This is a genomic window from Microbacterium sp. NPDC028030, assembly GCF_040637855.1.
Classification (GTDB): Bacteria; Actinomycetota; Actinomycetes; order Actinomycetales; family Microbacteriaceae; genus Microbacterium.
In genome coordinates this window covers 694040-719795 of record NZ_JBEZXF010000001.1, presented here as the reverse complement: position 1 = coordinate 719795, position 25756 = coordinate 694040, and the positions used below count along the sequence as shown (strand labels likewise).

General features: G+C 68.9%; 29 protein-coding genes. 7 read left to right on the top strand and 22 right to left on the bottom strand.

Features of this window, described 5'->3' with window-relative positions:
- Nucleotides 1-21: 21 nt before the first annotated feature.
- From AB0E56_RS03535 to AB0E56_RS03475, 13 genes are all read right to left on the bottom strand, one after another.
- Complete coding sequence (locus AB0E56_RS03535) at nt 22-1371, bottom strand: ADP-ribosylglycohydrolase family protein (protein WP_359796698.1); 1350 nt, start codon at nt 1369-1371, stop codon at nt 22-24.
- Entirely contained in the window at nt 1371-2519 is a 1149-nt protein-coding gene (locus tag AB0E56_RS03530) for an ADP-ribosylglycohydrolase family protein (RefSeq protein ID WP_359796697.1), read from the bottom strand. Before AB0E56_RS03530 ends, AB0E56_RS03535 begins: the two co-directional genes overlap by 1 nt.
- A 51-nt stretch (nt 2520-2570) precedes the next feature.
- On the bottom strand, nt 2571-3863 hold the full coding sequence (locus tag AB0E56_RS03525; protein WP_359796695.1) for a sugar ABC transporter substrate-binding protein: 1293 nt from the start codon (nt 3861-3863) through the stop codon (nt 2571-2573).
- A 49-nt stretch (nt 3864-3912) separates the two neighbouring features.
- Nucleotides 3913-4821, bottom strand: a complete 909-nt coding sequence (locus AB0E56_RS03520; protein WP_359796693.1) for a carbohydrate ABC transporter permease — start codon at nt 4819-4821, stop codon at nt 3913-3915.
- The gene (locus AB0E56_RS03515; protein WP_359796692.1) at nt 4818-5759 is read right to left on the bottom strand and encodes a sugar ABC transporter permease; all 942 of its coding nucleotides are present in this window, start codon (nt 5757-5759) and stop codon (nt 4818-4820) included. The genes AB0E56_RS03520 and AB0E56_RS03515 overlap by 4 nt, the downstream gene beginning before the upstream one ends.
- A complete protein-coding gene (locus AB0E56_RS03510) occupies nt 5756-6778 on the bottom strand; it encodes a LacI family DNA-binding transcriptional regulator (RefSeq protein ID WP_359796690.1) in 1023 nt (340 codons plus the stop codon). The genes AB0E56_RS03515 and AB0E56_RS03510 overlap by 4 nt, the downstream gene beginning before the upstream one ends.
- Nucleotides 6779-6883: 105 nt before the next feature.
- Entirely contained in the window at nt 6884-7687 is an 804-nt protein-coding gene (locus AB0E56_RS03505; RefSeq protein ID WP_359796689.1) for a CoA ester lyase, read from the bottom strand.
- Nucleotides 7687-8853, bottom strand: a complete 1167-nt coding sequence (locus AB0E56_RS03500; RefSeq protein WP_359796687.1) for a CoA transferase — start codon at nt 8851-8853, stop codon at nt 7687-7689. Before AB0E56_RS03500 ends, AB0E56_RS03505 begins: the two co-directional genes overlap by 1 nt.
- 102 nt (nt 8854-8955) lie before the next feature.
- A complete protein-coding gene (locus AB0E56_RS03495; protein WP_359796686.1) occupies nt 8956-9984 on the bottom strand; it encodes an iron chelate uptake ABC transporter family permease subunit in 1029 nt (342 codons plus the stop codon).
- Nucleotides 9981-11012, bottom strand: a complete 1032-nt coding sequence (locus AB0E56_RS03490) for an iron chelate uptake ABC transporter family permease subunit (protein WP_359796684.1) — start codon at nt 11010-11012, stop codon at nt 9981-9983. The genes AB0E56_RS03495 and AB0E56_RS03490 overlap by 4 nt, the downstream gene beginning before the upstream one ends.
- Nucleotides 11009-12052, bottom strand: a complete 1044-nt coding sequence (locus AB0E56_RS03485) for an ABC transporter substrate-binding protein (RefSeq protein WP_359796682.1) — start codon at nt 12050-12052, stop codon at nt 11009-11011. Before AB0E56_RS03485 ends, AB0E56_RS03490 begins: the two co-directional genes overlap by 4 nt.
- A 140-nt stretch (nt 12053-12192) precedes the next feature.
- On the bottom strand, nt 12193-12723 hold the full coding sequence (locus tag AB0E56_RS03480; protein ID WP_359796680.1) for an ATP-binding protein: 531 nt from the start codon (nt 12721-12723) through the stop codon (nt 12193-12195).
- 103 nt (nt 12724-12826) lie between these two features.
- Nucleotides 12827-13081 carry a hypothetical protein gene (locus tag AB0E56_RS03475; RefSeq protein WP_359796679.1) on the bottom strand — a complete coding sequence of 85 codons (255 nt, stop codon included), beginning with the start codon at nt 13079-13081 and terminating at the stop codon, nt 12827-12829.
- 385 nt (nt 13082-13466) lie between these two features.
- Between AB0E56_RS03475 and AB0E56_RS03470 the strand changes: the two genes are divergently transcribed.
- The 3 genes from AB0E56_RS03470 to AB0E56_RS03460 are packed head-to-tail and all read left to right on the top strand — an operon-like array spanning nt 13467 to nt 14244.
- A complete protein-coding gene (locus AB0E56_RS03470; protein WP_359796678.1) occupies nt 13467-13835 on the top strand; it encodes a hypothetical protein in 369 nt (122 codons plus the stop codon).
- A 20-nt stretch (nt 13836-13855) separates the two neighbouring features.
- Nucleotides 13856-14050, top strand: coding sequence for a hypothetical protein (locus AB0E56_RS03465; protein ID WP_359796677.1), 195 nt, complete (start codon nt 13856-13858; stop codon nt 14048-14050).
- A complete protein-coding gene (locus AB0E56_RS03460) occupies nt 14047-14244 on the top strand; it encodes a hypothetical protein (RefSeq protein ID WP_359796675.1) in 198 nt (65 codons plus the stop codon). Before AB0E56_RS03465 ends, AB0E56_RS03460 begins: the two co-directional genes overlap by 4 nt.
- A 22-nt stretch (nt 14245-14266) precedes the next feature.
- Here AB0E56_RS03460 and AB0E56_RS03455 read toward each other — a convergent pair whose 3' ends face one another.
- The 5 genes from AB0E56_RS03455 to AB0E56_RS03435 are packed head-to-tail and all read right to left on the bottom strand — an operon-like array spanning nt 14267 to nt 19481.
- A complete protein-coding gene (locus tag AB0E56_RS03455) occupies nt 14267-15106 on the bottom strand; it encodes an ATP-binding cassette domain-containing protein (RefSeq protein WP_359796674.1) in 840 nt (279 codons plus the stop codon).
- Nucleotides 15099-15917, bottom strand: coding sequence for an ABC transporter ATP-binding protein (locus AB0E56_RS03450; protein ID WP_359796672.1), 819 nt, complete (start codon nt 15915-15917; stop codon nt 15099-15101). The genes AB0E56_RS03455 and AB0E56_RS03450 overlap by 8 nt, the downstream gene beginning before the upstream one ends.
- Nucleotides 15914-16825: an ABC transporter permease gene (locus tag AB0E56_RS03445; RefSeq protein ID WP_359796670.1), complete on the bottom strand. Its 912-nt coding sequence runs from the start codon at nt 16823-16825 to the stop codon at nt 15914-15916. The genes AB0E56_RS03450 and AB0E56_RS03445 overlap by 4 nt, the downstream gene beginning before the upstream one ends.
- Nucleotides 16822-17883, bottom strand: a complete 1062-nt coding sequence (locus AB0E56_RS03440; protein WP_359796668.1) for an ABC transporter permease — start codon at nt 17881-17883, stop codon at nt 16822-16824. The genes AB0E56_RS03445 and AB0E56_RS03440 overlap by 4 nt, the downstream gene beginning before the upstream one ends.
- Before the next feature lie 11 nt (nt 17884-17894).
- Entirely contained in the window at nt 17895-19481 is a 1587-nt protein-coding gene (locus AB0E56_RS03435) for an ABC transporter substrate-binding protein (RefSeq protein WP_359796666.1), read from the bottom strand.
- A 150-nt stretch (nt 19482-19631) separates the two neighbouring features.
- Between AB0E56_RS03435 and AB0E56_RS03430 the strand changes: the two genes are divergently transcribed.
- On the top strand, nt 19632-20219 hold the full coding sequence (locus tag AB0E56_RS03430; RefSeq protein ID WP_244632256.1) for an Lrp/AsnC family transcriptional regulator: 588 nt from the start codon (nt 19632-19634) through the stop codon (nt 20217-20219).
- A 66-nt stretch (nt 20220-20285) separates the two neighbouring features.
- Here AB0E56_RS03430 and AB0E56_RS03425 read toward each other — a convergent pair whose 3' ends face one another.
- Genes AB0E56_RS03425 through AB0E56_RS03415 form a run of 3 tightly spaced genes read right to left on the bottom strand, consistent with a single transcriptional unit; the run spans nt 20286 to nt 22283 of the window.
- Nucleotides 20286-20645, bottom strand: a complete 360-nt coding sequence (locus AB0E56_RS03425; RefSeq protein ID WP_359796664.1) for a hypothetical protein — start codon at nt 20643-20645, stop codon at nt 20286-20288.
- Between the two features lie 22 nt (nt 20646-20667).
- The gene (locus AB0E56_RS03420) at nt 20668-21273 is read right to left on the bottom strand and encodes a GNAT family N-acetyltransferase (RefSeq protein WP_359796663.1); all 606 of its coding nucleotides are present in this window, start codon (nt 21271-21273) and stop codon (nt 20668-20670) included.
- The gene (locus tag AB0E56_RS03415; RefSeq protein WP_359796661.1) at nt 21270-22283 is read right to left on the bottom strand and encodes a hypothetical protein; all 1014 of its coding nucleotides are present in this window, start codon (nt 22281-22283) and stop codon (nt 21270-21272) included. The genes AB0E56_RS03420 and AB0E56_RS03415 overlap by 4 nt, the downstream gene beginning before the upstream one ends.
- Before the next feature lie 101 nt (nt 22284-22384).
- Between AB0E56_RS03415 and AB0E56_RS03410 the strand changes: the two genes are divergently transcribed.
- Both AB0E56_RS03410 and AB0E56_RS03405 read left to right on the top strand, forming a co-directional pair.
- Nucleotides 22385-23344, top strand: a complete 960-nt coding sequence (locus AB0E56_RS03410) for a hypothetical protein (protein ID WP_359796660.1) — start codon at nt 22385-22387, stop codon at nt 23342-23344.
- Nucleotides 23341-24444 (top strand): hypothetical protein, encoded by a 1104-nt coding sequence (locus AB0E56_RS03405; protein ID WP_359796659.1) that lies wholly within the window; start codon nt 23341-23343, stop codon nt 24442-24444. The genes AB0E56_RS03410 and AB0E56_RS03405 overlap by 4 nt, the downstream gene beginning before the upstream one ends.
- A 220-nt stretch (nt 24445-24664) precedes the next feature.
- On the opposite strand, the gene AB0E56_RS03400 is transcribed toward AB0E56_RS03405, so the two are convergent.
- Complete coding sequence (locus AB0E56_RS03400) at nt 24665-25279, bottom strand: TetR/AcrR family transcriptional regulator (protein ID WP_359796658.1); 615 nt, start codon at nt 25277-25279, stop codon at nt 24665-24667.
- A 76-nt stretch (nt 25280-25355) separates the two neighbouring features.
- Between AB0E56_RS03400 and AB0E56_RS03395 the strand changes: the two genes are divergently transcribed.
- Nucleotides 25356-25736 (top strand): DUF1761 domain-containing protein, encoded by a 381-nt coding sequence (locus tag AB0E56_RS03395; RefSeq protein ID WP_359796657.1) that lies wholly within the window; start codon nt 25356-25358, stop codon nt 25734-25736.
- Nucleotides 25737-25756: the final 20 nt, after the last annotated feature.

The window sequence follows — 25756 nt, the reverse complement described above, 5'->3', positions numbered from 1 at the left end:
ACATCCTTGTCTCTAGGAGGGTCAGCGGTTCGGGAGCAAAGCGACGGTGCGGCGGGCGAGAGCATCGATCTCGACGCCGTCGAGCCCCGGGAGGCTCGTCGCGATGCGGTTCTGGAGCGGGTCGATGAAACGCGCGGGAAGGGCGTCGATACCGGCGAGTCCGCCGAGGACCGAGCCGACCGTCGCCCCGGCGGAGTCGGTGTCCCACCCCGCGATCACTGCGAGCGGCACTCCCCGCGCGAAGTCTCCGCCGCTGCGGGCGAGCGCGAAGGCGATGAGGGCCGCGTTGTTGACGGTGTGCACCCAGTGCAGGTGTCCGTACGCGGCGTGCAGCGCGTCGAGCGCCGCGGAGTCGTCGAGGTCTCCGCGTCCGAGCTCGGCACCGTGCGCGACGGCGGTGGCGAGGTCGCTGCCGGCGGGGACGACGGTCGATGCGAGGTCGAGCACCTCGTCGACAGATCCGGCGACCAGCGACGCCGAGGTCAGTGCCGCGGCCCACATCGCGCCCCACAGGCCGTTGCGGGTGTGACTGAGGCGCGCGTCTGTCCACGCCATCCTGACCGCTTCGGAGAGATCCCCGGGGTTGACCCACCCGTACACGTCGGTGCGGATCAGGGCGCCGATCCATTCACGGAAGGGATTGCGCACGCGGCCGGCCTCGTCCGGCCGATACCCGTCGAGAAGGTTGCGGTACGCGATGCGCTCTGCCGTGAACGTGCGCCCGGCCGGAAGGTCGGCGAGCCATGCCTGGGCGGTGTCATCGGTCGAGAACCCGCGCCCGCTGGTCTCGAGCACCCGCAGGTTCAGCAGGGGGTAGTTGAGATCGTCGTCCTCGGGCATCCCGTCGATGTTCTCCTGCAGGGAGTTGACCGCCGAACGCCGGTTCCACGGCCAGCGCCGCGCGACGTCGTCGGGCAGCCCGCGGGCGGTGAAGTAGTCCTCGAGGGGCCAGCGACCGGTCGCCCGGAGGATGTCCTCGATCCCTTCGCGCGGGATCTTCTCGACCGGCTTGCCCCAGAGGCACCCGGCCGACCGGCCTGCCCATGCCCCGTGCACCCGGCCGAGCAGGACATCTTCGGCGGGGGCCGGGATCGGTGCGGGGATACCATCGAGCTCCGCCCGCAGCTCCTCCCATGAGGTGGCCTCAGCCACGGGCGCCGGAACATCGTCGAGCTCGATGAGCAGCCCCCGCGCGAGCGCCCGCAGGTCGTCGGGGGCCGCCTGTGCCGTCGCCCCTCCACGCACCGGGTCGAGTCCGCCGCCCGCGGTGCGCCAGCGTTCGGCGATCCCCTCGACGTCCTTGCCCTCGGCACGGGACTGCACCAGCTCGTGCGGGACCAGGTCTTCCGGCTGTGCCCAGGTCAGGCGCATCACGCCCCCTGGAGAGCCGACACGCGGCGGAGGTCGGCTTCGGCTCTGGCCGCATCCTTCTGCATGATCTCGGTCGCGACGTCGGACAGGAGGGTCGCGTACTCCTCGAAGTCGACACGGCTCGCCGTGGCGATGGTGTCGAACATGTCCGTGGGGATCACTGCGCCGCCGCCGATACCCGCTGCCAGGCTTCCCGCCATCGAGGCGATCGAGTCCGAATCGCGGCCGTAGTTCACGGCGCCGAGCACGGTCGGCAGGAAGGCGCCGTCATGGGCGACGAGGAACCCCAGCGCCACGGGGAGCTCTTCGATCGCCTTGGTCCGCGAGGGCACCCTGGCGTCCATGAGCGGTTCGCGGTACGCGTCTCCCACCGTGTCGAACGGGCGGATGGCGTCACGGAGCGCGACACCGATTGCATCGACGTCGGCGTCCGCCGGCAACCCGCGGGCGGCGTCGACGACGGCCCGGATCGCCGCTGCCGTGCCGTCGTGCGCGACGCGCAACGCTGCATCGATCACCGAGTCGACGGTCGCGTCCAGGGCGACGGATGCCGCGACGGCGGCCGCGAAGACACCCGCCGCCTCACGCCCGTAGCTCGACTGATGCGCACCGGCCACGTCGATCGCCTCGGCGTACGCGGCCTCGGGGTTGCCCGCGTTGACGATGCCGACCGGCGCCATGTACATCGCGGCGCCGCAGTTGACCACGTTGCCCACGCCGGCTTCCCGCGGGTCGACGTGGCCGTACTGCAACCGCGTCACCAGCCACTTCTCCGCGAGGAAGATGCGCTGCAGCAGGATCGACTCCCGCTCCAGCTCCGGGATCCAGCGGATCTCGGTCTGCAGCAGAGGCACCAGCAGCTCAGCCACCGCGAACGCGTCGATGTGGTCGCGCCGTTGGGCGTACACCCGGATCAGGGCCTGCGTCATCAAGGTGTCGTCCGTGATGTGGCCGTCGCCCTTGTGGTACGGGCTCACCGGGCGGGCGGTCTGCCAGTCCAGGTGGTAGGGCGGCACGATGCCGGTGATGCGTCCGCCGTACCGTTCCTTGATCTTCTCCGGACTGAACCCCTCGGCCGCCCCGCCCAGGGCGTCGCCGATGGCCGACCCCGCGAGTACGGCCGCCGTGCGTTCCCGAATCCAGCTCATGCCATTCCTCTCTTAGAGGTGGGGCGGATGCGTGCATCCGCCCCACCGTCGTCAACCGTTGACCTGTGCCCAGCCGTCGTCGAGCTCCGATGCCAGGGACTTGTCGTCGATCTCGCCGCCCAGGAACTTCTGGAACGCGGGAGTCGCGACGGTGTCCTTCCATCGGACGAACCCGTTCGCCTGCAGGAAGGCGGGGCCGTCGAGACCCTCGGCCGACTTCACGATCTCGGGCCAGCCGTTCTGATCGGCCGTCTGCTCGGCGAGCGCCTCGCGTGCCGAGACCGTCGTCGGGATGAGGCCGTCGGCGATGTTCATCTTCACGAGGTTGTCGGTCTGCATGAAGTAGTCGATGAACTTCGCGGCCTGCTCCTGGTAGGGCGAGTCGATGTTGATCGACAGCGTCTGCGGGTTCGCGGCCTGCACCGCGCCCTCAGAGCCCGCGAGCGGAGGGAGCACGACCCAGTCGAGGTCGGCCGGGGCGTCGGTGGCGATGTTCGCCACCTGGTACGAGCCCTGCACGGTCATGGCGGCCTTGCCCGCATAGAAGGTGGCCAGCACGTCGGAGCCCGACTGCGTGACGCCGATGGGATCGACCGATCCGTCTTCGATCATCGACCGCACCCGGTTCGGCACCTCGAGGTCGGCATCCTTGACCTCGACCTTCATGTCTTCGCCCTCACCGGTGAAGTACTCCGACCCGAAGCCCATGCCCAGGCTCATGAAGGCGGCCGTCGGGCTCTTCAGGCCCCAGGTGATGCCGTGCACGTCACCGGACGTCGTGGCCTTCGCGATCTCGTCGAGTTCGTCCCAGGTCATGGAGTCGCCGGTCGGGATCTCGACGCCGGCCGCCTCGAGCAGCGTCTTGTTCGCGAACACGACGTAGGTCTGCAGCTCGGTCGGGGCGCCGATGATCTGGTCGTCGACCGTCACCGAGGAGAGCACGCCGGGGTCGATGTCGTCGATCGTCTCCTGGCTGAGCAGCTCGCCCAGGTCGGCGACGTAGCCGTCACGGGCGAAGGGCACGATGCCCAGCACCTCGTAGTGGATGATGTCGGGGGCGACCTCGCCGGCGAACTGCGTCGTCAGCTTGTCGTCCAGGCTGTCGGTCGGCGCCTGCACGATGTCGACCTCGATGTCGGGGTTGTCCTCGTTCCAGGCGTCGACGATCTCCTTGGTGGCCTGGATCGCGGCCGGCTGGTCGGAGAAGGACTGGAAGGTGATCGACACGGGCTCGCCGTCGCCGGCGTCGTCGGTCGTGTCGCCGCCTGCGGAACAGGACGCGAGGATCAGCGCCGTCGCCGCACCCGCGGCGAGCGCGATGGACGCGCGATGAAGCTTCTTCACTTCATACCTCTTTCTTTGTGTGATGGGACTTGCGGAAAGTCGTTTGCGTTCAGCCCTTGACGGCGCCAGAGAGCAGACCGGTGGCGAGGCGCTTCTGCAGCAGGGTGAAGAACACGATGCTGGGGATGCTCGACAGGAGCGCACCGGCCGCCAGAGGCCCGACCGCGACCTTGCCCTCGCCGCCGACGAACGTGCTGAGGGCGATGGGGAGGGTGTAGTTCTCGGGCGACTGCAGCAGCACGAGCGCGAAGAAGAACTCGTTGTACGCCGACACGAAGCTGAACATCGCCGTCGCGACGAGTCCTGGCATGAGCAGCGGGAACACGACCCGCTGCAGCGTGCGGACCTTGTTGGCTCCGTCGATCGACGCCGCCTCCTCGATGTCGTACGGGATCGCGGCGACATAGCCCTGCAGCATCCACAGCGAGAACGGCAGCGTGTACACCGAGTAGACCGCGACGAGACCGAGGAGGGAGTCGACCAGGCCGACCGACCGGAGGATGAAGAACAGCGGGATGACGATCAGGATCACCGGGAAGATCTGACTCACCAGGATGTAGCCGACGCCGATCGACCGCAGCTTGCCCTGGAATCTGGCCATCACGTAGGCGCCGGGGATCGACAGGAGCGTGACGATGATCGTGGTCGCGACGGCCACGAGGAGGCTGTTCCCCGCCGCACGCACGAGGCCCTGCCTCTCGAGGGCGACCACGAAGTTGTCGATCGTCGGCTGCAGTGGCAGCAGGTTGACCGCGAGCGAGTTGATCTCGGCGGACGACTTGAACGCGGTCGAGATCAGCCACAGCAGCGGGAACCCGAGGAAGATCAGGAACCCCGCGAGCGCCACGTACTGCAGCACGCGCACGAGCGGCTTCCTGGTGCGACGGTTCATCTTCGCGCGCTGCCTCTTCGTGGTGTTCTGCGTGACCAGGGTGCGGGTCTGGGTGCTCTGGGTCATCGCGCGCTCCTTTCCGGACGCAGCTGGCGCCAGAGGGCGATCACCAGGATCGCGACGAGGAACACGACGATCACGTCGCCCATCGCCGCGGCACCGCCGGTGTTGCGCGATTTGAAGGCCTCGAGATAGGTGAAGAGCATGGGCAGCATCGTGCGTCCGCCTGGGCCGCCCTCGGTCATGACGTAGACGATGCCGAACGAGTTGAAGTTCCAGATGAAGCTCAGGCTCGCGATCGAGAAGATCACCGGGCGCAGCGCCGGCAGCGTGACGCTGGCGAATCGACGCCAGGTGCCCGCACCGTCGACCGCGGCGGCTTCGAGCAGCTCACCCGGTACCTGCTGCAGACCTGCCAGCAGCACCACGGTGTTCTGCGGCATGCCCACCCAGACTCCGACGAGGATGACCGCGGGCAGGGCGAGTCCGAAGTCGCCGAGCCAGTTGATGTTCTCGGGGCCGCCGAGCGATTCGATCAGCCAGTTCAACGGACCGTTGGTCGGCGAGTAGATCATCTGCCACATCACGGCGACGACCACGGGCGGCATCGCCCACGGGATGAGCGCGAGCACCCGGGTGATGCCACGGAAGCGCAGGTCGGTGTTCAGCAGCAGAGCGAGGCTGAGCCCGCCGATCAGTTGGAGCGCGGTCACCGTGACCGCCCAGATCATGCCGATCCCGAACGACTGCCAGAACTGGGTGTCGGAGCCGAGCTTGATGAAGTTCTCGAAACCGATGAACTGCGTGTCGTGGTGGCGTGCGAGCCTCGAGTCGGTGAACGCGGTGGCGACGCCGATGAAGAGGGGGACGACGCTGAGCACGAGGATCGGGATCAGGGTGGGGATGACGAGGCCGATCGCCTCGTTGCGCCGCGACCTGGCGAGTCCGCCGGGCTTGGGGGTCGCGCCCTTCGCACGGTCGCTCCGGACTGCGGTGCCGCTCACGAGGACTCTCCGATCGTCGAGGCCCGCACCACGAGCGTGGCCTCCACCGTCTCGCGCCTGGTCGGACGGGAGGGGTCGGCGAAGCGCTCGGTGAGCATCCGCGCGGCGATCCGCCCTCGACGCTCGGACTGCAGCGAGACGGAGGTGAGCGGGGGGCTGTAGAGCGCTGCCAGGTCGGTGTCGTCGATGCCGGTCACGGCGATGTCCTCCGGCACGCGCATGCCGCGACGGCGGATGGCGTTGATCGCGCCGATCGCGATCAGGTCGTTGGCGCACACGATCGCGTCGATCGACTCGCCTCCGTCCGAAGCCGCTGCGAGCATGCGCTCAGCGGCATCCACACCCGCCCCGACGGTGAAGTCGTTCGCCGTGATCTGCAGCGCCTCGGTGCGGACGAGGCCGTGCCGCTCGACGGCCGCGGTGAAGCCGGCTCGTCTGGCCGCGCCGGGGTTCGTGTTGCCAGGACCGTTGATGACGCCGATGCGGGTGCGCCCGATCTCGACGAGGTGGTCGACCACCATGCCGACCGCGACGGCGGAGTCGACGAAGACGCTGTCGATGCTGAGCTCGGAGTGCAGGGTGCCGATGACGACGACGGGCACGACCGTGTCGGCCAGCGCCTGCCGGAGGGCCGGCGTGACCCGCAGGGGCGAGATGATCAGGCCGTCGCCCGCTCCCATGCTCAGCATGCGCACCAGCTCCACCGTCTGGTCGGGGCGGCGGCCGGTCGCCGAGACGCTGATGCGGGTCGTCTCCCCCAGCTCCTCCTCGATGGCGCGGAGCATCTGCACGTAGTTCGGGTTGCCGATGTCATCGACGGCGAACACGACCTGCGGGCGCCCTCCCAGTCGCAGCGAACGCGCGGTGGCATCGGGGAGGTAGCCGATGCGTTTGGCCGCCGTGCGGACCTTGCGCACCATCTCCGGGCTCGCGGATCGACCGGTGAGAGCGCGCGATGCGGACGCCAGCGAGACGCCGGCCGCAGCGGCGACCTCGTGCAGAGTTGGCTTCGTCCCCATGGTTCTCCTCGTCGAGCGGAAACGTTTCCATCCCGCCATCGTGGAAACGTTTCCAAAATGGCGATATTCGGGCTGCAGGGAATCTAGGCGGACTCACCCAGGGTGTCAAGACCTCGGTGAGCGGGCACCGAGGATCCGTTCCGCGCGTCCGCGCATCGCCGGGTCGACCATCTCGCCGGACGCGAGCGTCGCCACCCCTCCCCCGCGCAGTGCCGCGACCACCTCCCGCGCCCAGGCGATGTCGTCGTCGCTCGGCGCAAAGGCCGCCGCGATCACGGAGAGCTGGAGCGGGTGCACGGCCATCCGTCCGAAGAGTCCGAGTTCTGCCGCGCGACGGGTGTCTTCGGCCAGGCCCTCGAGATCGCGGATCGCCGGGTACACCGCCGCCATCGGCGCAGGCAGCCCGGCAGCGCGCGCGGCGAACAGCATCGACAGTCGAGCATGGGCGATCACGGGTTCGCCCCCGCCGAGCTCGCTGCGCAGATCGCTCTCGCCGAGCGCGAGCGCCACGACAGCGGGGTGCGCGGCGATGGCGGCGGCGTTCACCACGCCCCGAGCCGATTCGAGGAGTGCCACGACGGGCCGACCGGGAACCCGCGCTGCGGCGAGGTCGAGATCGGCGACGGTCTCGACCTTCGGCACACGCACACCGATGTCCGGACCGAGTTCGGCCACGGCCCGCAGATCGGCGTCGGAGCCGGCGTTCACCCGCACCTGCACGGCGGCAGCTCCCCTCTGTCCGTCCCCCAGCCACTCGACGACCGCTTCCCGCGCAGCCGACTTGCGCTCGGGAGACACCGCATCCTCGAGGTCGAACACCACCAGGTCGGCGCCGCTCTCCTCGGCCGAGAGGAAGCGATCGGGGCGGTCGCCCGGCACGTAGAGTCCGGTGCGGTACTGGTCGATCATCACACCACCCCCTTCGCACGGAGGTCGGCGATCTCCCCCTCTGAGAACCCGGCGTCGCGCAGTACCTCGGCGGTGTCGGCACCGTGCGCCCGCCCCGTCCACCGGATGGAGCCCGGCGTCCGCGACAGCCGGAACAGCACGTTCTGCATCGCGATGTCGCCGAGGTCTTCATCGTCGACGCGCACGACCGTCCCCAACGCCCGGTACTGCGGGTCCTCCACGACGCCGCGCACATCGTAGACGGGGGCGATCGCTGCGGACGCGGCCTCGAACGCGGCGACCACCTCGTCGGCGTCGTGCGCACCGATCCACGACTGCACGGCATCGTCGAGCTCATCCGCGTGCTGCGCGCGATCGTGTCCGGAACGGAACCACGGCTCATCGATCAGCTCGGCGCGGCCGACGACCGTCATGACGCGCTCGGCGATCGATTGGGAGCTCGTCGACACCGCCAACCAGATCCCGTCGCGCGAGCGGTAGACGTTGCGCGGGGCGTTGTTGACCGAGCGGTTCCCCGTGCGGGGCTGCACGATGCCGAGCTGATCCCACGCCGTGATCTGCCCGCCGAGGAGCATCAGGATGGGTTCGATGATCGCCATGTCGACGACCTGCCCCCGACCATCGCGCTCGGCACCGCGCAGGGCGGCCATCACGGCGTAGGCGGTGGCGAGGGCGGCGATCCCGTCGGCGAGACCGAACGGCGGCAGCGTCGGCGGTCCGTCCGGTGGCCCGGTGAGCGCCGCGAACCCGCTCATGGCCTCGGCGAGACTGCCGAATCCTGGGCGCGCGGCATAGGGCCCGAACTGCCCGAACGCCGTCACCCTCGCCAGCACGAGACGGGGGTTCGCCTCGAGCAGCCGCTCGGGAGAGAGCCCCCATCGCTCGAGCGTGCCGGGGCGGAAGTTCTCGATCATGACATCGGCGTCCGCCACCAGGCGCAGCAGCACGTCGGCCCCCGCGGCGTCGCCGAGGTTTATCGTGACGGTGCGCTTGTTGCGGCCGAGCGTCTTCCACCAGAGATTGACGCCGTCCTTCTGCGGCCCGTGACCCCGCGAGGCGTCAGGGCGGGCCGGATGCTCGACCTTGATGACATCGGCGCCGAAGTCACCCAGGAAAGTCGCGGCCAGCGGCCCCGCGAACAGCGTGGACACATCGAGGACGCGCACCCCCTGCAGAGGTGCTGTTGGAACAGTTCTCAGATCTTCCCGGTCCGACACCGAGACATGATAGCCACAGCATCCGCCGGACTCGACCCCTCTGCGTCCACCTCAGAATCGCCGCCGCGCCATCCGGACCACCAGGTAGATCAGGTACACCCCACCGAGAACCAGCGTCACGACGCCGGCAGGGAGCGCATGCTTCGGCACCAGGTTCTGGCCGATGATGTCGGCGAGCGAGAGCAGCACGGCTCCCATCAGCGCTGTTGCCAGCAGATGAGCCGGGCCGTTCTTGACGATGAGCTTCGCGAGGTGCGGAGCCGCGAGAGACACGAAGGCGATCGGACCGATCACCGCGGTGACGACGCCGGTCAGTCCGACCGCGATCGCCACCAGTCCCCCCTTGGTGAGGCCGACCCGTCCGCCCAGGCTGGTGCCGAGATCATCGCCGAGCTCGATGAGCCACAGGCCGCGTCGAGCGAGGACCAGCAGCACCATCAGCGCCGTCACGACGATGATCGGCACGGTGGCCTGCTGCCAGCCGACGCCGTTCAGCGAGCCGGCATCCCAGATCGCGGCGGAGACGGCGACCTCGAGTCGTGCCCGCAGCAGCATCCAGGAGTTCAGGGCGGCGAGCACCGCACTCACCCCGATGCCGACGATCACGATGCGGTACCCCAGGGCGCCGCGCCCGGCGATCAGCAGTGCGACCAGTGCGGCCGTGGCGAAGCCGCCCAGGATGGCGCCGATCGCGACGGCGATGCCCGACCCGCTGCCGCTGGTCATGACGATCAAAGCACCGGTATAGGCGCCGGTCGTGAGCCCGATCACGTCGGGGCTGCCGAGCGGGTTGCGGGTGATGGTCTGGAACACCGTGCCGGAGAGCGCGAGCGCTGCCCCGAAGAACACCGCAGCGAGTGCTCGGGGCAGACGCCAGTCGATGACCACCATGCGGATACCGCCCTGCGTCTCGAACAGCGCCTGGACCACACGGATCGGCGAGAGCACGGTGTCGCCGATCGACAGGCTCGCGAGGAATGTGAGGAGCAGGACCGTCGCCAGTATGCCCATCGCCCAGCGTCCGCGCCGGTCGAGGGTGCGGCGGGCACGGCGGATGTCGGCGCGAGTCGGGGCGTTCACATCTGCACCGGGTTCCTGCGCCGACCGATCCAGATGAGGAACGGCGCGGCGACGAACGCCATCACGATGCCGACCGGCACCTCCTGCGGCGCGATGATCACCCGCCCGACCACGTCGCCGAGCACCACGACGACGGCACCGATCACGGCGGACAGCGGCACGACGGCCTTCTGCGATGGCCCGACGACGCCGCGCGCGATGTGCGGGGCGGCGAGTCCAAGAAAGGCCACCGGTCCCGCCACCGCGGTCGCCGTGCCGGCGAGGAGCGTCACGGCGGCGACCGAGCCCGTGCGCAGGATGCCGATCTTCACGCCCAGGGCAGCCGCGGTGTCGTCGCCGAGCGCGAGCAGGTCGAGGCCCCGAGTCATGAGTTGCGCGAGCACGAGGCCGATCGCGATCGCGGGCCCTGCGACGGGGAGGATCGAGAGGTCGCGCCCCGCGAGCGCGCCGGACTCCCAGCTGCGCATGTGCAGGAAGGCGGTGGGGTTGAGGAGGACGAGGGCCGTCGTGACGCCTGCGAGCACCGCGGTGAGCGCGACCCCCGAGAGCACCAGCGTCACGGGGCTTCCGCCGCCTGCTGCACCGAGCAGCACGACGCCGATGGTCGCGACCAGCGCGCCGAAGAGGGCGAACGCCATGAGCTGCGGGAAGGCGTCGATACCGAGCACCGCCACGGCGAGCGCGACGGCGACCGATGCGCCGGCGTTGACGCCGAGGAGGCCGGGATCGGCCAGCGCGTTGCGGGTCAGCCCCTGCATGATCGCCCCGGCGGCCCCGAGCGCGAGGCCGACGACGATGCCGAGCACCGTCCGCGGGATGCGTGATTCGCGGACGACGAGCTGCGGGTCGCTCCCGTCGAAGTCGGTGATCGCCCGGAGCACGGTGTCGAGGCCGACGATCTTCGTGCCGACGGTGAGTCCGACGCCCGCGGCGATGGCGAGCGCGAGGAGCGCGAGCACGACGACGAGCGCGGTCCGTCCGGTGGATGACCGGCGCGGACCGCGACTCGAGCGCGTGCTCGCGGTCACTCCGCCGTGCGGGCGGGGCCGTTCCCGGCGACGGCATCCGCGAGGGCGGGCACCAGCGCGTCGAGGACGTACGGCAGGCTCAGCGGCGAGGTGAAGTAGATCGCACCGGCGGTGACCCCGTCGGTGTAGACGACCGAGGTGTTCTTCATGGCGTCGATCGCGGTCACGAAGGCCTCGCCCTCGAGCGCCGTGATGTCGTCGTCCGACTCGGTACCCCAGATCAGCACGTCGGCGGCGTTGAGCACATCGAGGTTCTCGACCGGGATGTACGCCTGGCCGCCCGACGAGTCGTCCGGAGCATAGGCGTCGATCTCGGAGGGGATCGTGAACCCGAGGTCGGTGAGGAAGTCGGTGCTCAGGCCGTCCTGGTAGGCGATCGCCGAGCCGTCGTAGATCGCGTTCTGCAGGAAGACCACGGACGTGTCCGCGAACTCGGGATGCGCGGCGGCTGCCTCGGCGAACGTGGCGTCGATGTCGTCGACGAGCTTCTGCGCCTCGTTCTTCATGCCGACCGCCTCGCCGATCTGCAGCGTCTGCACGTCCCACGGCTCGAAGTACATCGAGTAGTCGCCGGAGTGCGCCACGGTGGGGGCGATGTCCGACAGGCGGTCGAAGTCCTCCTCCGTCATGCCGGCGTTCGTCCCGATGATGAGGTCGGGGTCGAGCAGGGCGATCGCCTCGAAGTCCAGGCCGTCGCTCGTGCCGAGCACCTCGGGCTCGGAGCCGTCGCGCGCCTCGTCCGCCCACGGCCAGGAGGCGAAATCGTAGTCTCCGTACCAGTCGGTCACGCCGACGGGCTCGAGACCCAGCGCCCAGAGCGTGTCCTGCTCGGTGTAGCCCACCGAGACGATGCGCGTGGGCTGCTCCTCGATCGTGGTCTCGCCGTAGGCGTGCTCGACCGTGACGGGGAACGCGTCGGCGTCGCCGGCGGGCGCGTCACCGCCCGCATCATCGGCGGCAGGAGCGCAGGAGGTGAGAACGGCGGCCGAGACGACGACGGCCAGCAGCGCGGTGAGCGCCTTCGAACGGATGAGAGGCATGGGGTACCGTTCCGTTGGGTAAGGGTTGCCTAAGCTTATCCATCCTGCCCCGCCGCCCTGCAACCACCGGGAACTTCACACGATGCCGGGAAGCCGGCATCGAACGCGCGTCGAATCCCAGTCTCCGCACCTCGCGCGGCTCAGAGCACCACTTCGAGCGGCCCCTCCTCGGGGGTCGGCGGCTCGAAACGCTCGAAGAAATCCCTCGCCGCCTGCTCGGTGAGTGGCCAATCATCCGCCTGCCTGCCGTGGCGGTTACCGACCCGACTCAGGATGGTCTCGAGACTCGTCGCGATGTAGACGGTCTCCGGCACAATGCCCTGCGGTGCGAGCAGCGCTCGGAACTCATCGCGTTGTCGCCGGAACCAGAATCCGAAGTCGAGGACGACATCGTTCCCCGCGGCGAGGTGGCGAAGCAATCGTGTCTTCAGGTCTGCGGCGACCTCGGCCACCACTTCAGCCGACGGCATCGTCGTGATTCCGCGATCCCAGAACTCCACTTCGAACGACAAACGCGTCCAACCCTCGCGCTCCAAGCCCTTGGCGTACGTCGTCTTGCCAGCACCACCTGGGCCGCACATCATCACGACTCGGGGTCCTCGGCTCTCGTTCCGCACCACAATGCCGAGGTTACGCGGCCACTGCCGTTGCGGCGCATAACGCTCGCTCATCGCCGGTCTGGACGCGTCCCCGCAGACACTAGGGGAAGGGACCGATGGTTGGAGAACCATATCGCCGTCACCGCCGAAGTGTCATCAGCGCGTTCATCTCCGCTCAGGCCTGAGCGCTTTCGTGCGGAGGGAGACAACGAGCCTGGAAGCGGCGCAGGAGGATCGCGCCGATGCCGACGACCACTCCGGCGATGAGGGGCGCCTGCGCCCACGCGAGTGTCGCGTCGAACGCGTCCGATCCCCACTCGAGGCCGACGAGGGCGAATACGGTCGTGGCGATGCCGGTGAGCAAGAGCACGATGGTGACGGCGATTGCGCTGTAGGTCAGTGCCTTGAACTGTCGAGGTGACCTGGTCATGGTGTGGTTCCCTTCGTCGGTGGGGCGCCCGGTGGCACAGCGGGTCGGCGTCTTGTGCCGTCGGCGCCCACACGAGCGTCTTGCGCGCGGCGGTCTTGATTTCGAGTTCCACCGCCCACGCCACAGCTCACCCTTGAGCCTCAAGCCACGCGGAGTCGTAGTTGTCCCCCAAACGGCAGACAGACAACGCAAGTAACATTTTATATGTTACTGGCGTTGGATCACGGCTTGTCCGGCGGTGACGGACGCATCTCACCACGGGAAGCGCAAATCACTTCTCACATATGAAAGGGCACCGATGAGAGTCTGCAACTCCGAACTGCAACCGGGTGTGAATACCTGGTTCCGCATTCGCAAGGGTTCAAGAACAAGTGTTTTGGCCGGAATGGCAGCGATCGCGCTGATCGCCGGGCTCACGGTGGGGTCACCGACCATCGCCGAAGCAGCAACGTGCGCGGGAATCAACAGTCGCACGATTGTGACCTTCGACTATTCAACGGGAGTCGCAGTCGAGGACATCATGATCGACTCCTGCAAGGTCAAGACCCTCATCTCGAAGTATGGGGTCGTCAAGGACGCTGCGGGCCTCGCCGGCCTCTTAGGGGCGGGGTTCTGGCCGGCTGGTGTCACCGCAGGCGCCCTCTTTGGTTGGGCCTGGAACAATCAGTCCCAGCTGATCGGTTGCTCTAGCGGCGGTAGAGGGGTCCGCCTCCGGCAATGGGCAGGCCTCATCACCGGGTGCTATTCACAGTGACAGAAAGAGACGGGTTCGAAATGATCAACCGTATTCGCTGGATCATTCTCTGCGCGATCATCCTGACGGCGCTCGCATTCCTGATCGCCCGCCAGCAGGGCGTGATCACCGACTTCGCGACCTCGGTGGTCATGTGCGTCCTCATCGTCCTCGCGACGACCGTCGGGATGGTCGCTTCGTCGCTCGTTCGCCGAGAACGCCGAGAACGCCGATGACATCCCGACTGAAACCCGCGACGTTCGCGACCATCGTGATCGCTCCGATCGTCGGCCTCCATCTCGTGCTCTTCATCACCCGAGCGTGGACGCCCTCGTCATCCCTGATCGGCGTCGGCCTCATCGACGCCGTGAGTTGGATCATCTGCTTCTTCATCTGGCGTCAGACCGGCCGACGACTGCCCCCACGCTGACGGGCCCCCGCCCGTCGCACCGTCAGTATGCGACGGGCGGGATCTCGGCCCAGACCGTGCGGTCGTCGACCGAGGGAGCAGCGGGGATGCGGCCGGCGCCGTCGGGCTCGGGGATCGCGGCGAGCAGCGCCTGCGTGTACGGGTGCTGCGGAGCGGCCCAGAGCCGGTCGGTCGGTCCCGACTCGAGCACGCGCCCGCCGAACATCACGAAGGTCCGGTCCGCAATGCGGCGCACGACCGCGAGGTCGTGCGAGATGAACAGCATCCCCGCACCGGACTCCGCCACCAGGTCGCGCATGAGACCGGCGACACTCGTCTGCGTCGACGCGTCGAGGGCCGAGATCGGCTCGTCGGCGACGAGGAGCGACGGCCTGGCGGCCAGAGCCCTGGCGATCGCGATGCGCTGCTTCTGCCCTCCGGAGAACTGGTGCGGGAAGCGTGTGCGCACCTCCGCGGGCAGGCCGACCCGCTCGAGCCACTCCTCGACGGTCGAACCCGCCGCGCCGCGAGCCCGCGCCGTCGCGATGCCGTCCGCGACCTGGTCACCGACCCGGCGTCGCGGATTCAACGACGTCGCCGGGTCCTGGAACACCATCTGGATTCCCGTCAGCGCCGTCGATCGGCGGCGGATCCCGAGCGGGGTCACTGGCGCGTCACGGAAGCGCACCGTCCCCCCGGCGATCTTCTCGATGCCGACGACGGCGCGTGCGAGGCTGGACTTCCCGCTTCCCGACTCTCCGACGAGGGCGACGGTCTCGCCGGCGGAGACGCTGATCGACACGCCGTTCACGGCGACCACCGGCGGGCTGCCCGGGTAGCGCACGACGACATCCTGCGCGTCGAGGACGGCGACCTCACTCATCTGCTGCCTGCCCTTCCGGCTCCTCGTCGATCCGCGAACCCGGCAGGGCCGCGAGCAGCATGCGCGTGTAGTCGTGCTGCGGATCGCGGAACAGCGTCTCGCGGTCGGCGAGCTCCACGATCCGGCCGTCCTTCATGACGGCGACCCTGTCGGCGATCGCGCTCATCACGCCGAGGTCGTGCGTCACGAGCAGGACGGCCAGGTTCCGCTCGGTCGCGAGGTCGCGCAGCAGCTTCAGGATGCCGGCCTGCACCGTGACGTCGAGCGCGGTGGTGGGCTCGTCGGCCAGCAGCACCTCGGGGTCACACGCAAGGGCGCAGGCGATCGCGATGCGCTGACGCTGGCCGCCGGAGAACTGGTGCGGATACCGCTTCAGCGCCTCTTCGGGGTTCGGCACCTGCACGGTCTCGAGCAGCTCGACGGCGCGCTGTCGCGCCGCAGCCCCCTTGAGACCCAGGTGCACGCGCATGTGATCGGTGAGCTGACGTCCGACGGGAAGCTGCGGGTGCAGCGAGGCCGACGGGTCCTGAAACACCATCGCGATGCGCATGCCGCGCACCCGGTTGAGACCGCGGCGCTTCAACCCGACCAGCTCCTCGCCCGCCAGGGAGATCGAGCCGCCCGTGCGCGCCTGGCGCGGCAGCAGACCGAGCACCGCGAGCGAGGTGAGCGTCTTGCCCGATCCGGATTCGCCGGCGAGGCCGTGGATACGACCGGCCTCGAGCTCGAGCGACACACCCTTCACGAGGGGCCGCCCGATGTCGATCGTCAGATCCCGGACGCTGAGGACGGGGGTTCCCTGTGCACTCATGCGGCCACCCCCGTCGCGGATGCCTTGTGCTCGGCCGCCTTCTCGTGCGTGATCTCGGCCGTGGGGTCGAGCACATCGCGCATGGCGTCACCGAGGAAGTTGAACGCCAGCACGACGGTCAGGATCGCGAGACCGGGGAAGACGCCGAGCCACCAGGCGTCGAAGTTCTGCATCGCGCCGGAGATCATCGACCCCCACTCCGCCGTCGGCGGCTGCGCACCCAGACCGAGGAAGGAGAGGCCGGAGAGGAGCAGGATCGCCGCGCCGATGTCGAGAGTCGCGAGCACCAGCACGGGGCCGGCGATGTTCGGGAGGATGTCGACGAACAGCGTGCGGGCGGGCGAGTGCCCGAGCAGCCGACCGGCGATGACGTAGTTCTGCCCCCGCAGGCTCAACACGATGCTGCGGGTCACGCGGGAGTACTGCGGCCACGAGACCACGATCGCCGCGATCACGGCGTTGAACAGCGAGGGGCCGAGCGAGGCGGCGACCACCATCGCCAGGATCACGGTGGGGAACGCCATGAACAGGTCGGTGATGCGCATCAGCGTCTCGTCGACCCAGCCCCCGAAGTACCCGGCGAGCGCGCCGATCAGGGTGCCGATGATCATGGCGGCCACCACGAGCATGAGCGCGAGCGGGAGGCTCACCGTCGCACCCGTCATCAGGCGCGAGAAGATGTCACGGCCGTTGCCGTCGGTGCCGAGGAACGTGTCGATGCCCGGTGCCTGCAGACGAGGGAGCACCTGCGCATTCGGCGGGTAGGGAACCCACCACTGCGCGGTGAAGGCCACGACGACCCACGCCCCGGCGACGACGGTGCCGATGATGCCGAGCGGGGTGCGCCAGGCGCGGGGCCAGCGGAAGCGGAAGCGCCCGGCCGATGCGGCTGCGGCGATGCGGCTCATGCGATCCTCACTCTCGGGTCCAGCACGCCGTAGAGCAGGTCGACGACGAAGTTGATGAGGAGGTAGATGACCCCGACCACGAGTCCGACGCCCATGATGCCCGGCAGGTCGAGGTTCGCGGCGGAGTTGTAGGCGTAGGTGCCGAGACCCGGCCAGGCGAACACCGACTCGACGAGCACCGTGCCCGACAGCAGGGCTCCGAACGCGACACCCACCACGGTGAGGATCGGCAGCGAGGCGCCACGGAGCACGTAGTCGAGGATCACGCGCATGGCCGGGAGCCCCTTGGCCCTGGCCGCGCGCACGTAGTCGCTGCCGAGGACCTCGAGCACCGAGGTGCGGATGAACCGGGTCAGCAGGCCGATGGTCACGAGCGAGAGCACCAGGACCGGAAGGGCGAGGTGGGCGAGGGCGTCGAAGAAGCCGACCGCGTCGCCGTTCAGGAGGTAGTCGACCGTGTAGAGGCCCGTCACACGCGGGGGTGGCGTGATCGACGGCGAGATGCGTCCGGATCCCGGCGCGATGCGGAGTTCGAGGAAGAACACGTAGAAGCTGACCAGCGCGAGCCAGAAGGTCGGCACGCTCAGGCCGATCAGCGTGACGACGCGGATCACCTGGTCTGTGACGAGTCCGCGGCGGTAGGCGGCGAGCGTGCCGAGCACGATGCTGACCGCGAGGCTGACGATGATCGCGCCGATCGCGATCTCGATGGTCGCGGGAACCGCGGTGGCGAGGTCGCTGGTGACCGGGCGTCCGGTCACCAGCGACGTGCCGAGGTCCCCGCGGAGCAGGTTCCCCATGTAGATGAAGTACTGCACGAACAGTGGCTGATCGAGTCCGTTCGCCTTGATGAAGGCTTCTCGGGTCGCCGGGTTCTGCGACGCGCCCTCACCGAGGGCGGCCGAGACCGGGTCTCCCGGCACCAGGTTGGTGAGCGCGAACGTGACGATCGTCACGCCCACCAACAGGAGGAGGGAGGTCCCGGCCCGCCGCAGCAGGTATCCGACGAGAGGCGAGCGGCGCCGCTGCGCCTGCCTCTGCACGGCCACTGTCGTCATGAGTCGTCCGATCAGCCGGCGGGCGTGATCTCGGCGATGTCCATCTCCCACACGGAGTTGTACACGGCGCCCTGCACGCTGTCGGCGGAGGAGATGTTGCGCCCGGGGACGATCAGCGGCACGAACGGCCCCTCGGCCTGCATCGCTTCGGCGAAGTCCGTGAAGGCGGCCGTGCGCTGCTCGGGGTCGGTCGCGGCGGCAGCACCCGCGGCGATGCCGGCGATCTCCGGGTTCGCCTCGGCTGCCCAGCCGGCGCGAAGGCCGACCTTCAGGCCAGGGGCGAAGGGCAGGAAGTTCGCGGAGTCGGCGTAGTCCGGACCCCAGAACCAGAGGCCGAAGCCCTCGGTGCCGTTGACGTAGGAGTCGAGTTCGGTCGCGAACGGCGCGGGCGCCAGCTCGACCGTGATGCCCGCGTCTTCGAGCTGGGCCTGCACGCGCTCGGCGAGCGGGGTGAACTCCACGCCGCCGACCGGGTAGTCGTTGGGGAACTGCAGCTTCAGCGTCTGACCGTCGTAGCCGGCCTCCTCGAGCGCGGCCGCGGCCTTGTCGAGGTCCTGGTCGACGCCGTCTTCGAGTGCGCCCTCGAAGCCGGGCGGGATCACGCCGGTCGCCTGCACGGATCCGGCACCTGCGAGCTCGAGCAGTGCGTCGTAGTCGAGCGCGTACCGGATCGCCTCGGCCAGCTTGACGTTCGCCAGCTCGCCAGCGACGGCCTCGGACTGGTTGAGCAGCAGGAAGATGGTCTGGCCGGACGGGACGGAGTCGACCGAGATGTCGTCGCCGAGCCCCGCGACCTGGTCGCCGTTGAGGTCCATCGCGACCATCGAGTCGCCGCCCTTGAGGTTGGCGAGCTGGGTGGCGCTCTCCGAGACGTTGCGCACGACGACGCGCGAGTATGCCGTCTCCTCGTCGCCGTTGTACGCCTCGTTGGGCGTCAGCACGACCTGCGAGCTGAGGTCGAGCGTGTCGAGCACGAACGGCCCGGAGCCGGCGGACTCCCCGTCGAGGAACTTCTGGGCGACGTCGGTGCCGTCGATCGTGCCACCGTTCTCGATCACCACGTCGGAGTTGACGATGCCGAGCGCCGGGTTCGCCAGGATCGCGGGGAGCTGCAGCAGCGGAGTCTCGGACGTGATCCGGATCGTCTTCTCGTCGACCTCGGTGACGGTGAGGCCGCCGAGGAGGAAGTTCGGCTTGGTGTCGGTCATCCCCTGGATGCGCTGCAGCGAGAACACGACGTCCTTGGCCTCGATCGGCGAGCCGTCGGAGAAGACCCGGTCACCCTCGAGCGTGAACGTGAACTCGGTCGCCTCATCGTTCTGCTCCCACGAGGCGAGACCCGGTACCGGCGTGGAGACGTCGGAGCCCTCGAAGTCGACGAGGGTCTCGTACAGCGCCTTCGCGATCATGTTGCCGGTCGGGTCGTAGGTGTGACCCGGGTCGGTGGTCTCGATCGAGAACGCGGTGTCGATGACGAGGGAGTCCGAGCCCTGGGACGACTCGCTCGTGTTCGCGGAGTTCCCTCCCGAGCAACCTGCGAGCGCGAAGAGCGCGACGGCTCCGAACGCGAGGACCGGCGTGATGCGGCGTGACGACATGAGGGCCTCCAAGGGCGAGGAGTACATTCGGGTGAGTCGCCACCGATGTGGACGACCGGGGATCAGATTCGCATCATATGCGACGATGTGTCCAGCGAGTGCGGTCCCCACCGACACGCTCTGTCCAGAACCTCGGATGTCAGGAGCAATATGTCCAGCAAGGATGCGGATCAGTCGAAGCATTCTGGACGAAGTGCCGCCCCTTTGGACGCGACCGCGTACAGAATCCTCGATGTGCTGCGTGATAACGGTCGCGTCTCGATCGCGGCCCTCGCCGACACGGTCGGGATCTCCCGCGCGAATGCGTACACCCGCGTCGAGTCGCTGGTGCACGACGGGGTCATCACGGGTTTCAGCGCCAGAGTCGACCAGGCGAAGGCGGGGCTCTCGATCGGCGCGCTCGTCTTCGTCACCGTGATGCCCCAGGCGTGGGCGTCATTCCGGGAACGCGTACTCGAGATGCCCGACGTGGAGTGGTGCGCGATCACGACGGGAGAGCATGACGCGATGCTGCTGATCCGCGCCGTGGACGTCAGCGGCGTGCACGAGTTCTCGACCGGCGTGATCGCGCAGCTGCCCGAGGTCCGCACGGTCGTCAGCGTGGTCGTGCTCGACGAGGTGATCCGCCGCCCCTACCTGCTGCCGGCCGACCTCCCCGAGCGCGACACCGAGATCCCGCTCGGCATGACGCGGTGGACGCCCGCGTCGCCGGGTCGGGACGCCCTGCCGCCGCGCTGACCGCTCCCCGCTGAGGGGTCAGGACACGCCGCGTCCCCACGCCGTGACAGGGCGTGTCTTGACCCCTCAGCGCGCCGGGATCTCCTCGCACACGCTCAGCTGCGGGAGGCCGTGCATCTCGTAGTGCTCCACGAGGCGGATGCCGCCACCGTCGATGAGTTCCAATTCGCTCTCGCCGTCGCCGGTGACCACCGAGCCGTCCGCCTTGAGCACGTGCACGAACGACACCCAGATCGTGTCGCCGGTGCGCGTGCCGACGAACTTCCCGAACGTGACGGTGTCGCCCTCGTAACCGCCCCAGATCGCGCCGTCACGCTCGAAGTACTCGAAGATGCTCGGCGATTCGGGGTCGACCGCGGAGGTCGTGGAAGACACCATCCGGAAGCGGCGGCCGTCGAGGGAGGGAAGGGTTGCTGTCGCAGTCACTCCTCGATTATGGGGGATGCGGTCACCGGCCAGGCCGTGCGGGGCGCTCCCGCCACTCCCCCTCGAGGAGGGCGTAGACGAGAAGCGTCGCCCACTCGCCCTTGAACCACTCGCTCTCCACGAGCCGGGCCTCACGCCGGAATCCGAGCCGTTCGACCACCCGCGCAGACGGGGTGTTCCGCTCGTCGATCCGCGCGGCGATGCGGTGCAGGCCGAGTCCGTCGAAGCCGAGCGCGATCAGTGCGGCGACGGCCTCGCCCGCGAACCCCTGCCCGGCGAAGCGCGGGTCGAAGATGTAGCCGACCTCGCCAGAGCGATCCGACTCGCTGCGCCAGAACAGCACCACGTCGCCCACGAGATCCCCGCTCGCACGGTGTTCGACCGCGAGGCAGACGGCATCCCCCTCCTGCGTGAAGCGGGTGTTCGCCCAGGTCGTGGCGATCCGCTGCTCCACCGCGGCGAGGTCGAGCGGCGCATACGGCACGTAGCGTACGGAGTCCGGATCCGACTTGTACGCGTGCATCGCGGCGGCATCCGTGGGGACGATGGGTCGCAGGAGCAGTCGCTCGGTGCGGATCGGGTACGCGGGGGCGTACGACGGCCGCGGCGACCCGGACTGCTCCGTCATTCGAGGTCCAGCGAGACGAGGCCGGGGCGATGCGCGGTTCTGGCACGGACGGCGCCGAGCAGATCGTCATAGCCCGGCGTGATCTCCACACGAGGCGACGACACGAGATACGTGGTGGCTCTTCCCGCCGCGCGTTCGAACCGGATGCGCTTGACGGGATACGCGGGCGGTGTGAGCCAGAGGCGGTCGACCTGCGCATAGGGGATGTCGACGCCGTCGACGCGGATGCCCTGCGAGTCGACAGACAGCTGCGCCGGAATCGACCGGACGAGGCGGCGGCGTTGCAGGGCGGCGATCCCGAATCCGATGGCGGCGAGCGCGGCGAACGGCGCGAGCAGGATGAGCGCCGAGAGCTCCCCCTCGAGGAAGCCCGGAATCAGTGCGAGGAGCCCGACGGCGACCGCGATCACCAGGAACACGACAGCGGCGATCGTGATCCGCGCGGCGACCCGCCGCTCTCCCGCGGCATCGATCGTGAACTGCGTCGGCAGGTGCGCAGCGGCGCGGGCTGCCTCGACCGGGTCGACGAACTGCGGCTGGGCGATCGGGTTCAGCGTCGCCATCAGCTCGTTGAACAGGGACCTCGTGTACCCGGGCAGCTCGAACGTGATCTCCCGCCCGCCGCTGTGCACGATCAGGGCGCGGGTGGTGCCGCTGGGCAGCCCGTTGGTGCGATGTTCGGTGATCTTCGAGCGGAACACGGTGGTCCCTCGCGAGAACGTCTCGCGAGCGCCCGCCTTCCCGATCTCGACCTCGTCGGGACGCACGACGATGCGGATGTTGCGGAACCAGAAGAACCCCGCGAACACGGCGACCGTCAGCGCGATCGCGACGATCAGCACGACCAGACCGCGCGTGGCGATGTTCATCCCCCGCGGGAGGAACGTCGGGAGCAGGAACAGCGTCGCCACCGAGAGGACGGCGGAGAGCACGATCGCCCCGACGGTCGACCGGACGGGATGGCGGCGGAAGGTCCGCTCTCGGGGCACGGCTTCGGCCTGATTCAGCATTCGATCTCCCAAGACACTCGGCCTGCGTGGCCGACTCCCACCGTAGTGGCGGCGGTCGTATCGACGACAGTGATCCCCGGTAGCGTGGTCGCATGGAGTGGATGTCTGATCCCTCAGCGGGGGCCTGGTTGCGCGAACGACTCGATTCGGGGTACGAGACCATGCACGGGGTGGTTCCCCGCAGCTTCCCCGCGTATGCACGGATCCTGCATCCCGCCATCGTCCGCTCGCTGCCCGACCGGCCTGTGCCGACTGTCGACGAGTTGGTGCGGATGCCTGCGGCGGAGCAGCGTGCCCTGCTGGAGGGACTCCACGAGGAGCCGGCCTCGTGGGCCCAGGCGGCTGCGGCGTTCGGGACGGTCCTGCATCCTCTCGCGCAGTGGCAGCGAATCGTGCGGGCACCGGGCGACGGAGAGGCGCACACACCGATCGCTCCCGACGGCCGCGAGTTCTCCTCCCCCATGGAAGGCGAACTCGAAACCCCGCTCCTGACGGCAGTCGCGGAACACCTCGTCGACCACACGCAGACGCCCGATGCCGGCGTCGTCGCGCTCTGGGAGGGCCGCGGCGGCCTGCTCGGCTTCTTCGGCATCAGCCCCTCTCGCTCGTTCGTCCGCTTCGACGACGACCCGAATCATCAGGCGATGCTGGACCGCAGCACGCACGACCCCTTCAACAACGTGTTCCGCAAGCCCTCCTGGCAGGAGGGCATCCTCTCGCGAGAGATCTCGGAAGGACCGAGACTCGAGCTTCCCGGCCGGGGCCACGTGCTCTTCTCCGTTCCGCCGCGGACGTTCGCCGATCCGGACTGGATGCTGCACGTCCCCTGGCGCGACCTCCCCGCGGAGCGGCACGGCTTCCCGCCCTCGGCGCAGAGTCCGAGCATCATCTGGCCCGAGGATCGCTCCTGGGTGCTGGTGAGCGAGGTCGACTTCGACTCCACGGTCGTGGCCGGCTCCGCCGCGCTCATCAACGCGATCTGCTCGGACGACCGCCTCGAGGCCTTCCCCATTCCTTCGGATGCCGACCTCAGCTGGGGTGCGGACGCGGTGAACCGGTGACGTCGACGCCGTCGAGCTTCGACGCGCGCCCGCTGACGGAGCCGGTGGATGCGGCCGCTGTGCGCGCATTCGCGGCAGAGCTGCGCTCACGGCCGTCGTCGGGCATGTCCGTCTCCACCATCATCGGCATCGCCGGGGCGGCGATCGCGGCGGTCGTGCTGATCCCGACCCTCGCCGGCCTCGTGCTCTCCCTCGCCTCCTTCGGGGATTCCCCGGCCGCCGCAGCCGTCCCGCTGGCGCTGATCGTCCTCCTGCTCGCCGCGGTCGGCGTCCTGATCTGGATGGGCGTGCGCAACGCGCAGACCACGCGGTATCGGCTGCATCGATTCGCCCAGGCGAACGGGATGGCGTACGAGCCGAAAGTCGCCGATCCTCCCCTGCCCGGCATGATCTTCAGCCTCGGCCGCTCGCGGCAGTCGACCGACCTGATCCGAGGCACCAGGCCGCGCTTCGTGGAGTTCGGCAATTACCAGTACACGGTGCAGTCGGGGAAGAACTCGACCACGTACCGCTGGGGCTACGTGGCTGTGAAACTCGATGTGCCCCTGCCCAACATCGTCCTCGACGCGAAAGGCAACAACGGCTTCGGCTCGAACCTCCCCGCGTCGTTCCAACGTACGCAGCGCCTCTCGCTCGAGGGCGACTTCGACCAGCACTTCACCCTGTACTGCCCTGCCGGATACGAACGCGACGCCCTCTACCTGTTCACGCCCGACATCATGGCGCGGTTCATCGACAACGCGGCTCAGCTCGACGTGGAGATCGTCGACGACTGGCTGTTCCTGTACACGCAGCGCAAGGTGTCGACCTTGGACCCCGCGACCTGGGCGTGGCTGTTCGGTGCGGTCGGCGCACTCATGACGAAGCTCGACCAGTGGGCGCGGTGGCGCGACGAACGCCTCATCGCCGAGAGCCCCGCGTCCGCGGCGGCTGCTGCGGGCTCGGCGGACGCCCTCCCCTTCGCGGCACCGACAGGACTGTTGACACCGCCTCCCGGCGTGGCGTCGCAGGGCCGTCGACTGAAGCGCACCGGGACGTGGGTGCCGATCGTCGTGGTGATCGCGTTCGCCGCGTTCTGGCTCTTGAGCCGCATGAACTGAGGCGGAGTTCGAGTGTGGGGGTGGGTGCCGGCTGGGGACCGAACTCCCACCCCATCCCCCCTCGGGATCGAAAGAAGATCGACTCTCCCTCCGCATGGCGGCTGAGCCGCCCCGCCCACCGTCAGCTGGGGACTGACACTGCTGGGCGTATAAGGGAATGGTATACCGGACGGGGTTGCAACGCGTTGCATCCATGCGCGGGAATGCGCTTTCTGCCGCGTCAGCGGAGATACGCGGAGAGGAAGACGTCGACGACCCGCTCCACCGACGGCGTCCTGACGTCCACGCCGAGGAGCACCGCATTCAGCGGTGCGCCCACCACCAGCCAGGTGAACTCGGTTGCGAGAGCCTCGGCATCGTCCACGCGCAGGCCGTGCACGTCGGCCAGGCCCGTCAGCGCATCCGCGAGGTTGTGGATGTTCGCGTCCCAGCTCTGCGCCAGGTAGTCCTTCGCGACGTCGGGCTGCGCGGCTGCCTCCGCGATGACGAGCCTGCGCATCGCCACGACGGGCGGACTCAGGATGCCGTCGCGCATCGTGTGTCCGAGCGCCACGAGCCCCTCCCTCGGATCGGGGCTCAACGTCAAGCGCTCCAGTGCCGGCTTCATGGCATCGCGACCTGCGAGCGCCCAGTGCCGGACGACCGCTGCGTACAGCGCCGACTTGGAGGCGTGCTCGCGGTAGAGGGACGCCTTGGATATCCGCGCACGCTTGGCCACCTCGTCCATCGACGTCCCGGCGTACCCGTGCTCGAGGAACACCTCGCGGGCGGTGTCGATCAGAGCTTCTCCCGTGCGGCCGGCCGGGCGTCCGGGGGCTCGGGTCGTCACGGTCATGCCCTCGAGTTTAGTACTTGACAGTTCCGTGTTCGCTCCCTACATTGAGTACTTATAAGTACTAAAGGAGGCGGACATGATCGCACTCGCTGTCACTCTGGCCACGGTGGCGTCCTTCGTCGCCAGCGCCGCGCTCTACGCCCTGCCGCCCGTCGCGGCCCTGATCTCGCGGACGAGCACTCCTCGCCCCGGGATGCCGGTCGTCGCGCAGATGGCCTCGGTCGTCCTGCGCAGCCTCATCGTCGCGTGCCTCGTCGCGGGCCTCATGGCCGCGGCCGGATGGCACGGCGTCGGTGCGGGAACCCTTCTCGGCCTGGCACTGTGCAGCCTGCCCTTCGTCCTGCTGATGGGCGGGGTCGTGCACGAGAACACCGCCCTGTCCGCGGCCGGCATCCACCTGCTCGACTGGGTTCTCAAGCTCACCATCATCGGCGCGATCGTCGGATCGTTCGCCTGATCCCGGGAACGGAGAGAGTC

Excerpts from the sequence above, each read along its gene's own strand:
- AB0E56_RS03510 (WP_359796690.1), bottom strand. The coding sequence starts at position 6,778 with ATGGGGACGAAGCCAACTCTGCACGAGGTCGCCGCTGCGGCCGGCGTC.
- AB0E56_RS03485 (WP_359796682.1), bottom strand. The coding sequence starts at position 12,052 with ATGCCTCTCATCCGTTCGAAGGCGCTCACCGCGCTGCTGGCCGTCGTC.
- AB0E56_RS03440 (WP_359796668.1), bottom strand. The coding sequence starts at position 17,883 with ATGACGACAGTGGCCGTGCAGAGGCAGGCGCAGCGGCGCCGCTCGCCT.
- AB0E56_RS03530 (WP_359796697.1), bottom strand. The coding sequence starts at position 2,519 with ATGAGCTGGATTCGGGAACGCACGGCGGCCGTACTCGCGGGGTCGGCC.
- AB0E56_RS03535 (WP_359796698.1), bottom strand. The coding sequence starts at position 1,371 with ATGCGCCTGACCTGGGCACAGCCGGAAGACCTGGTCCCGCACGAGCTG.
- AB0E56_RS03445 (WP_359796670.1), bottom strand. The coding sequence starts at position 16,825 with ATGAGCCGCATCGCCGCAGCCGCATCGGCCGGGCGCTTCCGCTTCCGC.
- AB0E56_RS03520 (WP_359796693.1), bottom strand. The coding sequence starts at position 4,821 with ATGACCCAGAGCACCCAGACCCGCACCCTGGTCACGCAGAACACCACG.
- AB0E56_RS03415 (WP_359796661.1), bottom strand. The coding sequence starts at position 22,283 with ATGCTGAATCAGGCCGAAGCCGTGCCCCGAGAGCGGACCTTCCGCCGC.
- AB0E56_RS03450 (WP_359796672.1), bottom strand. The coding sequence starts at position 15,917 with ATGAGTGCACAGGGAACCCCCGTCCTCAGCGTCCGGGATCTGACGATC.
- AB0E56_RS03410 (WP_359796660.1), top strand. The coding sequence starts at position 22,385 with ATGTCTGATCCCTCAGCGGGGGCCTGGTTGCGCGAACGACTCGATTCG.
- AB0E56_RS03465 (WP_359796677.1), top strand. The coding sequence starts at position 13,856 with ATGATCAACCGTATTCGCTGGATCATTCTCTGCGCGATCATCCTGACG.
- AB0E56_RS03470 (WP_359796678.1), top strand. The coding sequence starts at position 13,467 with ATGGCAGCGATCGCGCTGATCGCCGGGCTCACGGTGGGGTCACCGACC.
- AB0E56_RS03475 (WP_359796679.1), bottom strand. The coding sequence starts at position 13,081 with ATGACCAGGTCACCTCGACAGTTCAAGGCACTGACCTACAGCGCAATC.
- AB0E56_RS03400 (WP_359796658.1), bottom strand. The coding sequence starts at position 25,279 with ATGACCGTGACGACCCGAGCCCCCGGACGCCCGGCCGGCCGCACGGGA.
- AB0E56_RS03480 (WP_359796680.1), bottom strand. The coding sequence starts at position 12,723 with ATGAGCGAGCGTTATGCGCCGCAACGGCAGTGGCCGCGTAACCTCGGC.
- AB0E56_RS03505 (WP_359796689.1), bottom strand. The coding sequence starts at position 7,687 with ATGATCGACCAGTACCGCACCGGACTCTACGTGCCGGGCGACCGCCCC.
- AB0E56_RS03395 (WP_359796657.1), top strand. The coding sequence starts at position 25,356 with ATGATCGCACTCGCTGTCACTCTGGCCACGGTGGCGTCCTTCGTCGCC.
- AB0E56_RS03430 (WP_244632256.1), top strand. The coding sequence starts at position 19,632 with ATGTCCAGCAAGGATGCGGATCAGTCGAAGCATTCTGGACGAAGTGCC.
- AB0E56_RS03460 (WP_359796675.1), top strand. The coding sequence starts at position 14,047 with ATGACATCCCGACTGAAACCCGCGACGTTCGCGACCATCGTGATCGCT.
- AB0E56_RS03435 (WP_359796666.1), bottom strand. The coding sequence starts at position 19,481 with ATGTCGTCACGCCGCATCACGCCGGTCCTCGCGTTCGGAGCCGTCGCG.
- AB0E56_RS03455 (WP_359796674.1), bottom strand. The coding sequence starts at position 15,106 with ATGAGTGAGGTCGCCGTCCTCGACGCGCAGGATGTCGTCGTGCGCTAC.
- AB0E56_RS03420 (WP_359796663.1), bottom strand. The coding sequence starts at position 21,273 with ATGACGGAGCAGTCCGGGTCGCCGCGGCCGTCGTACGCCCCCGCGTAC.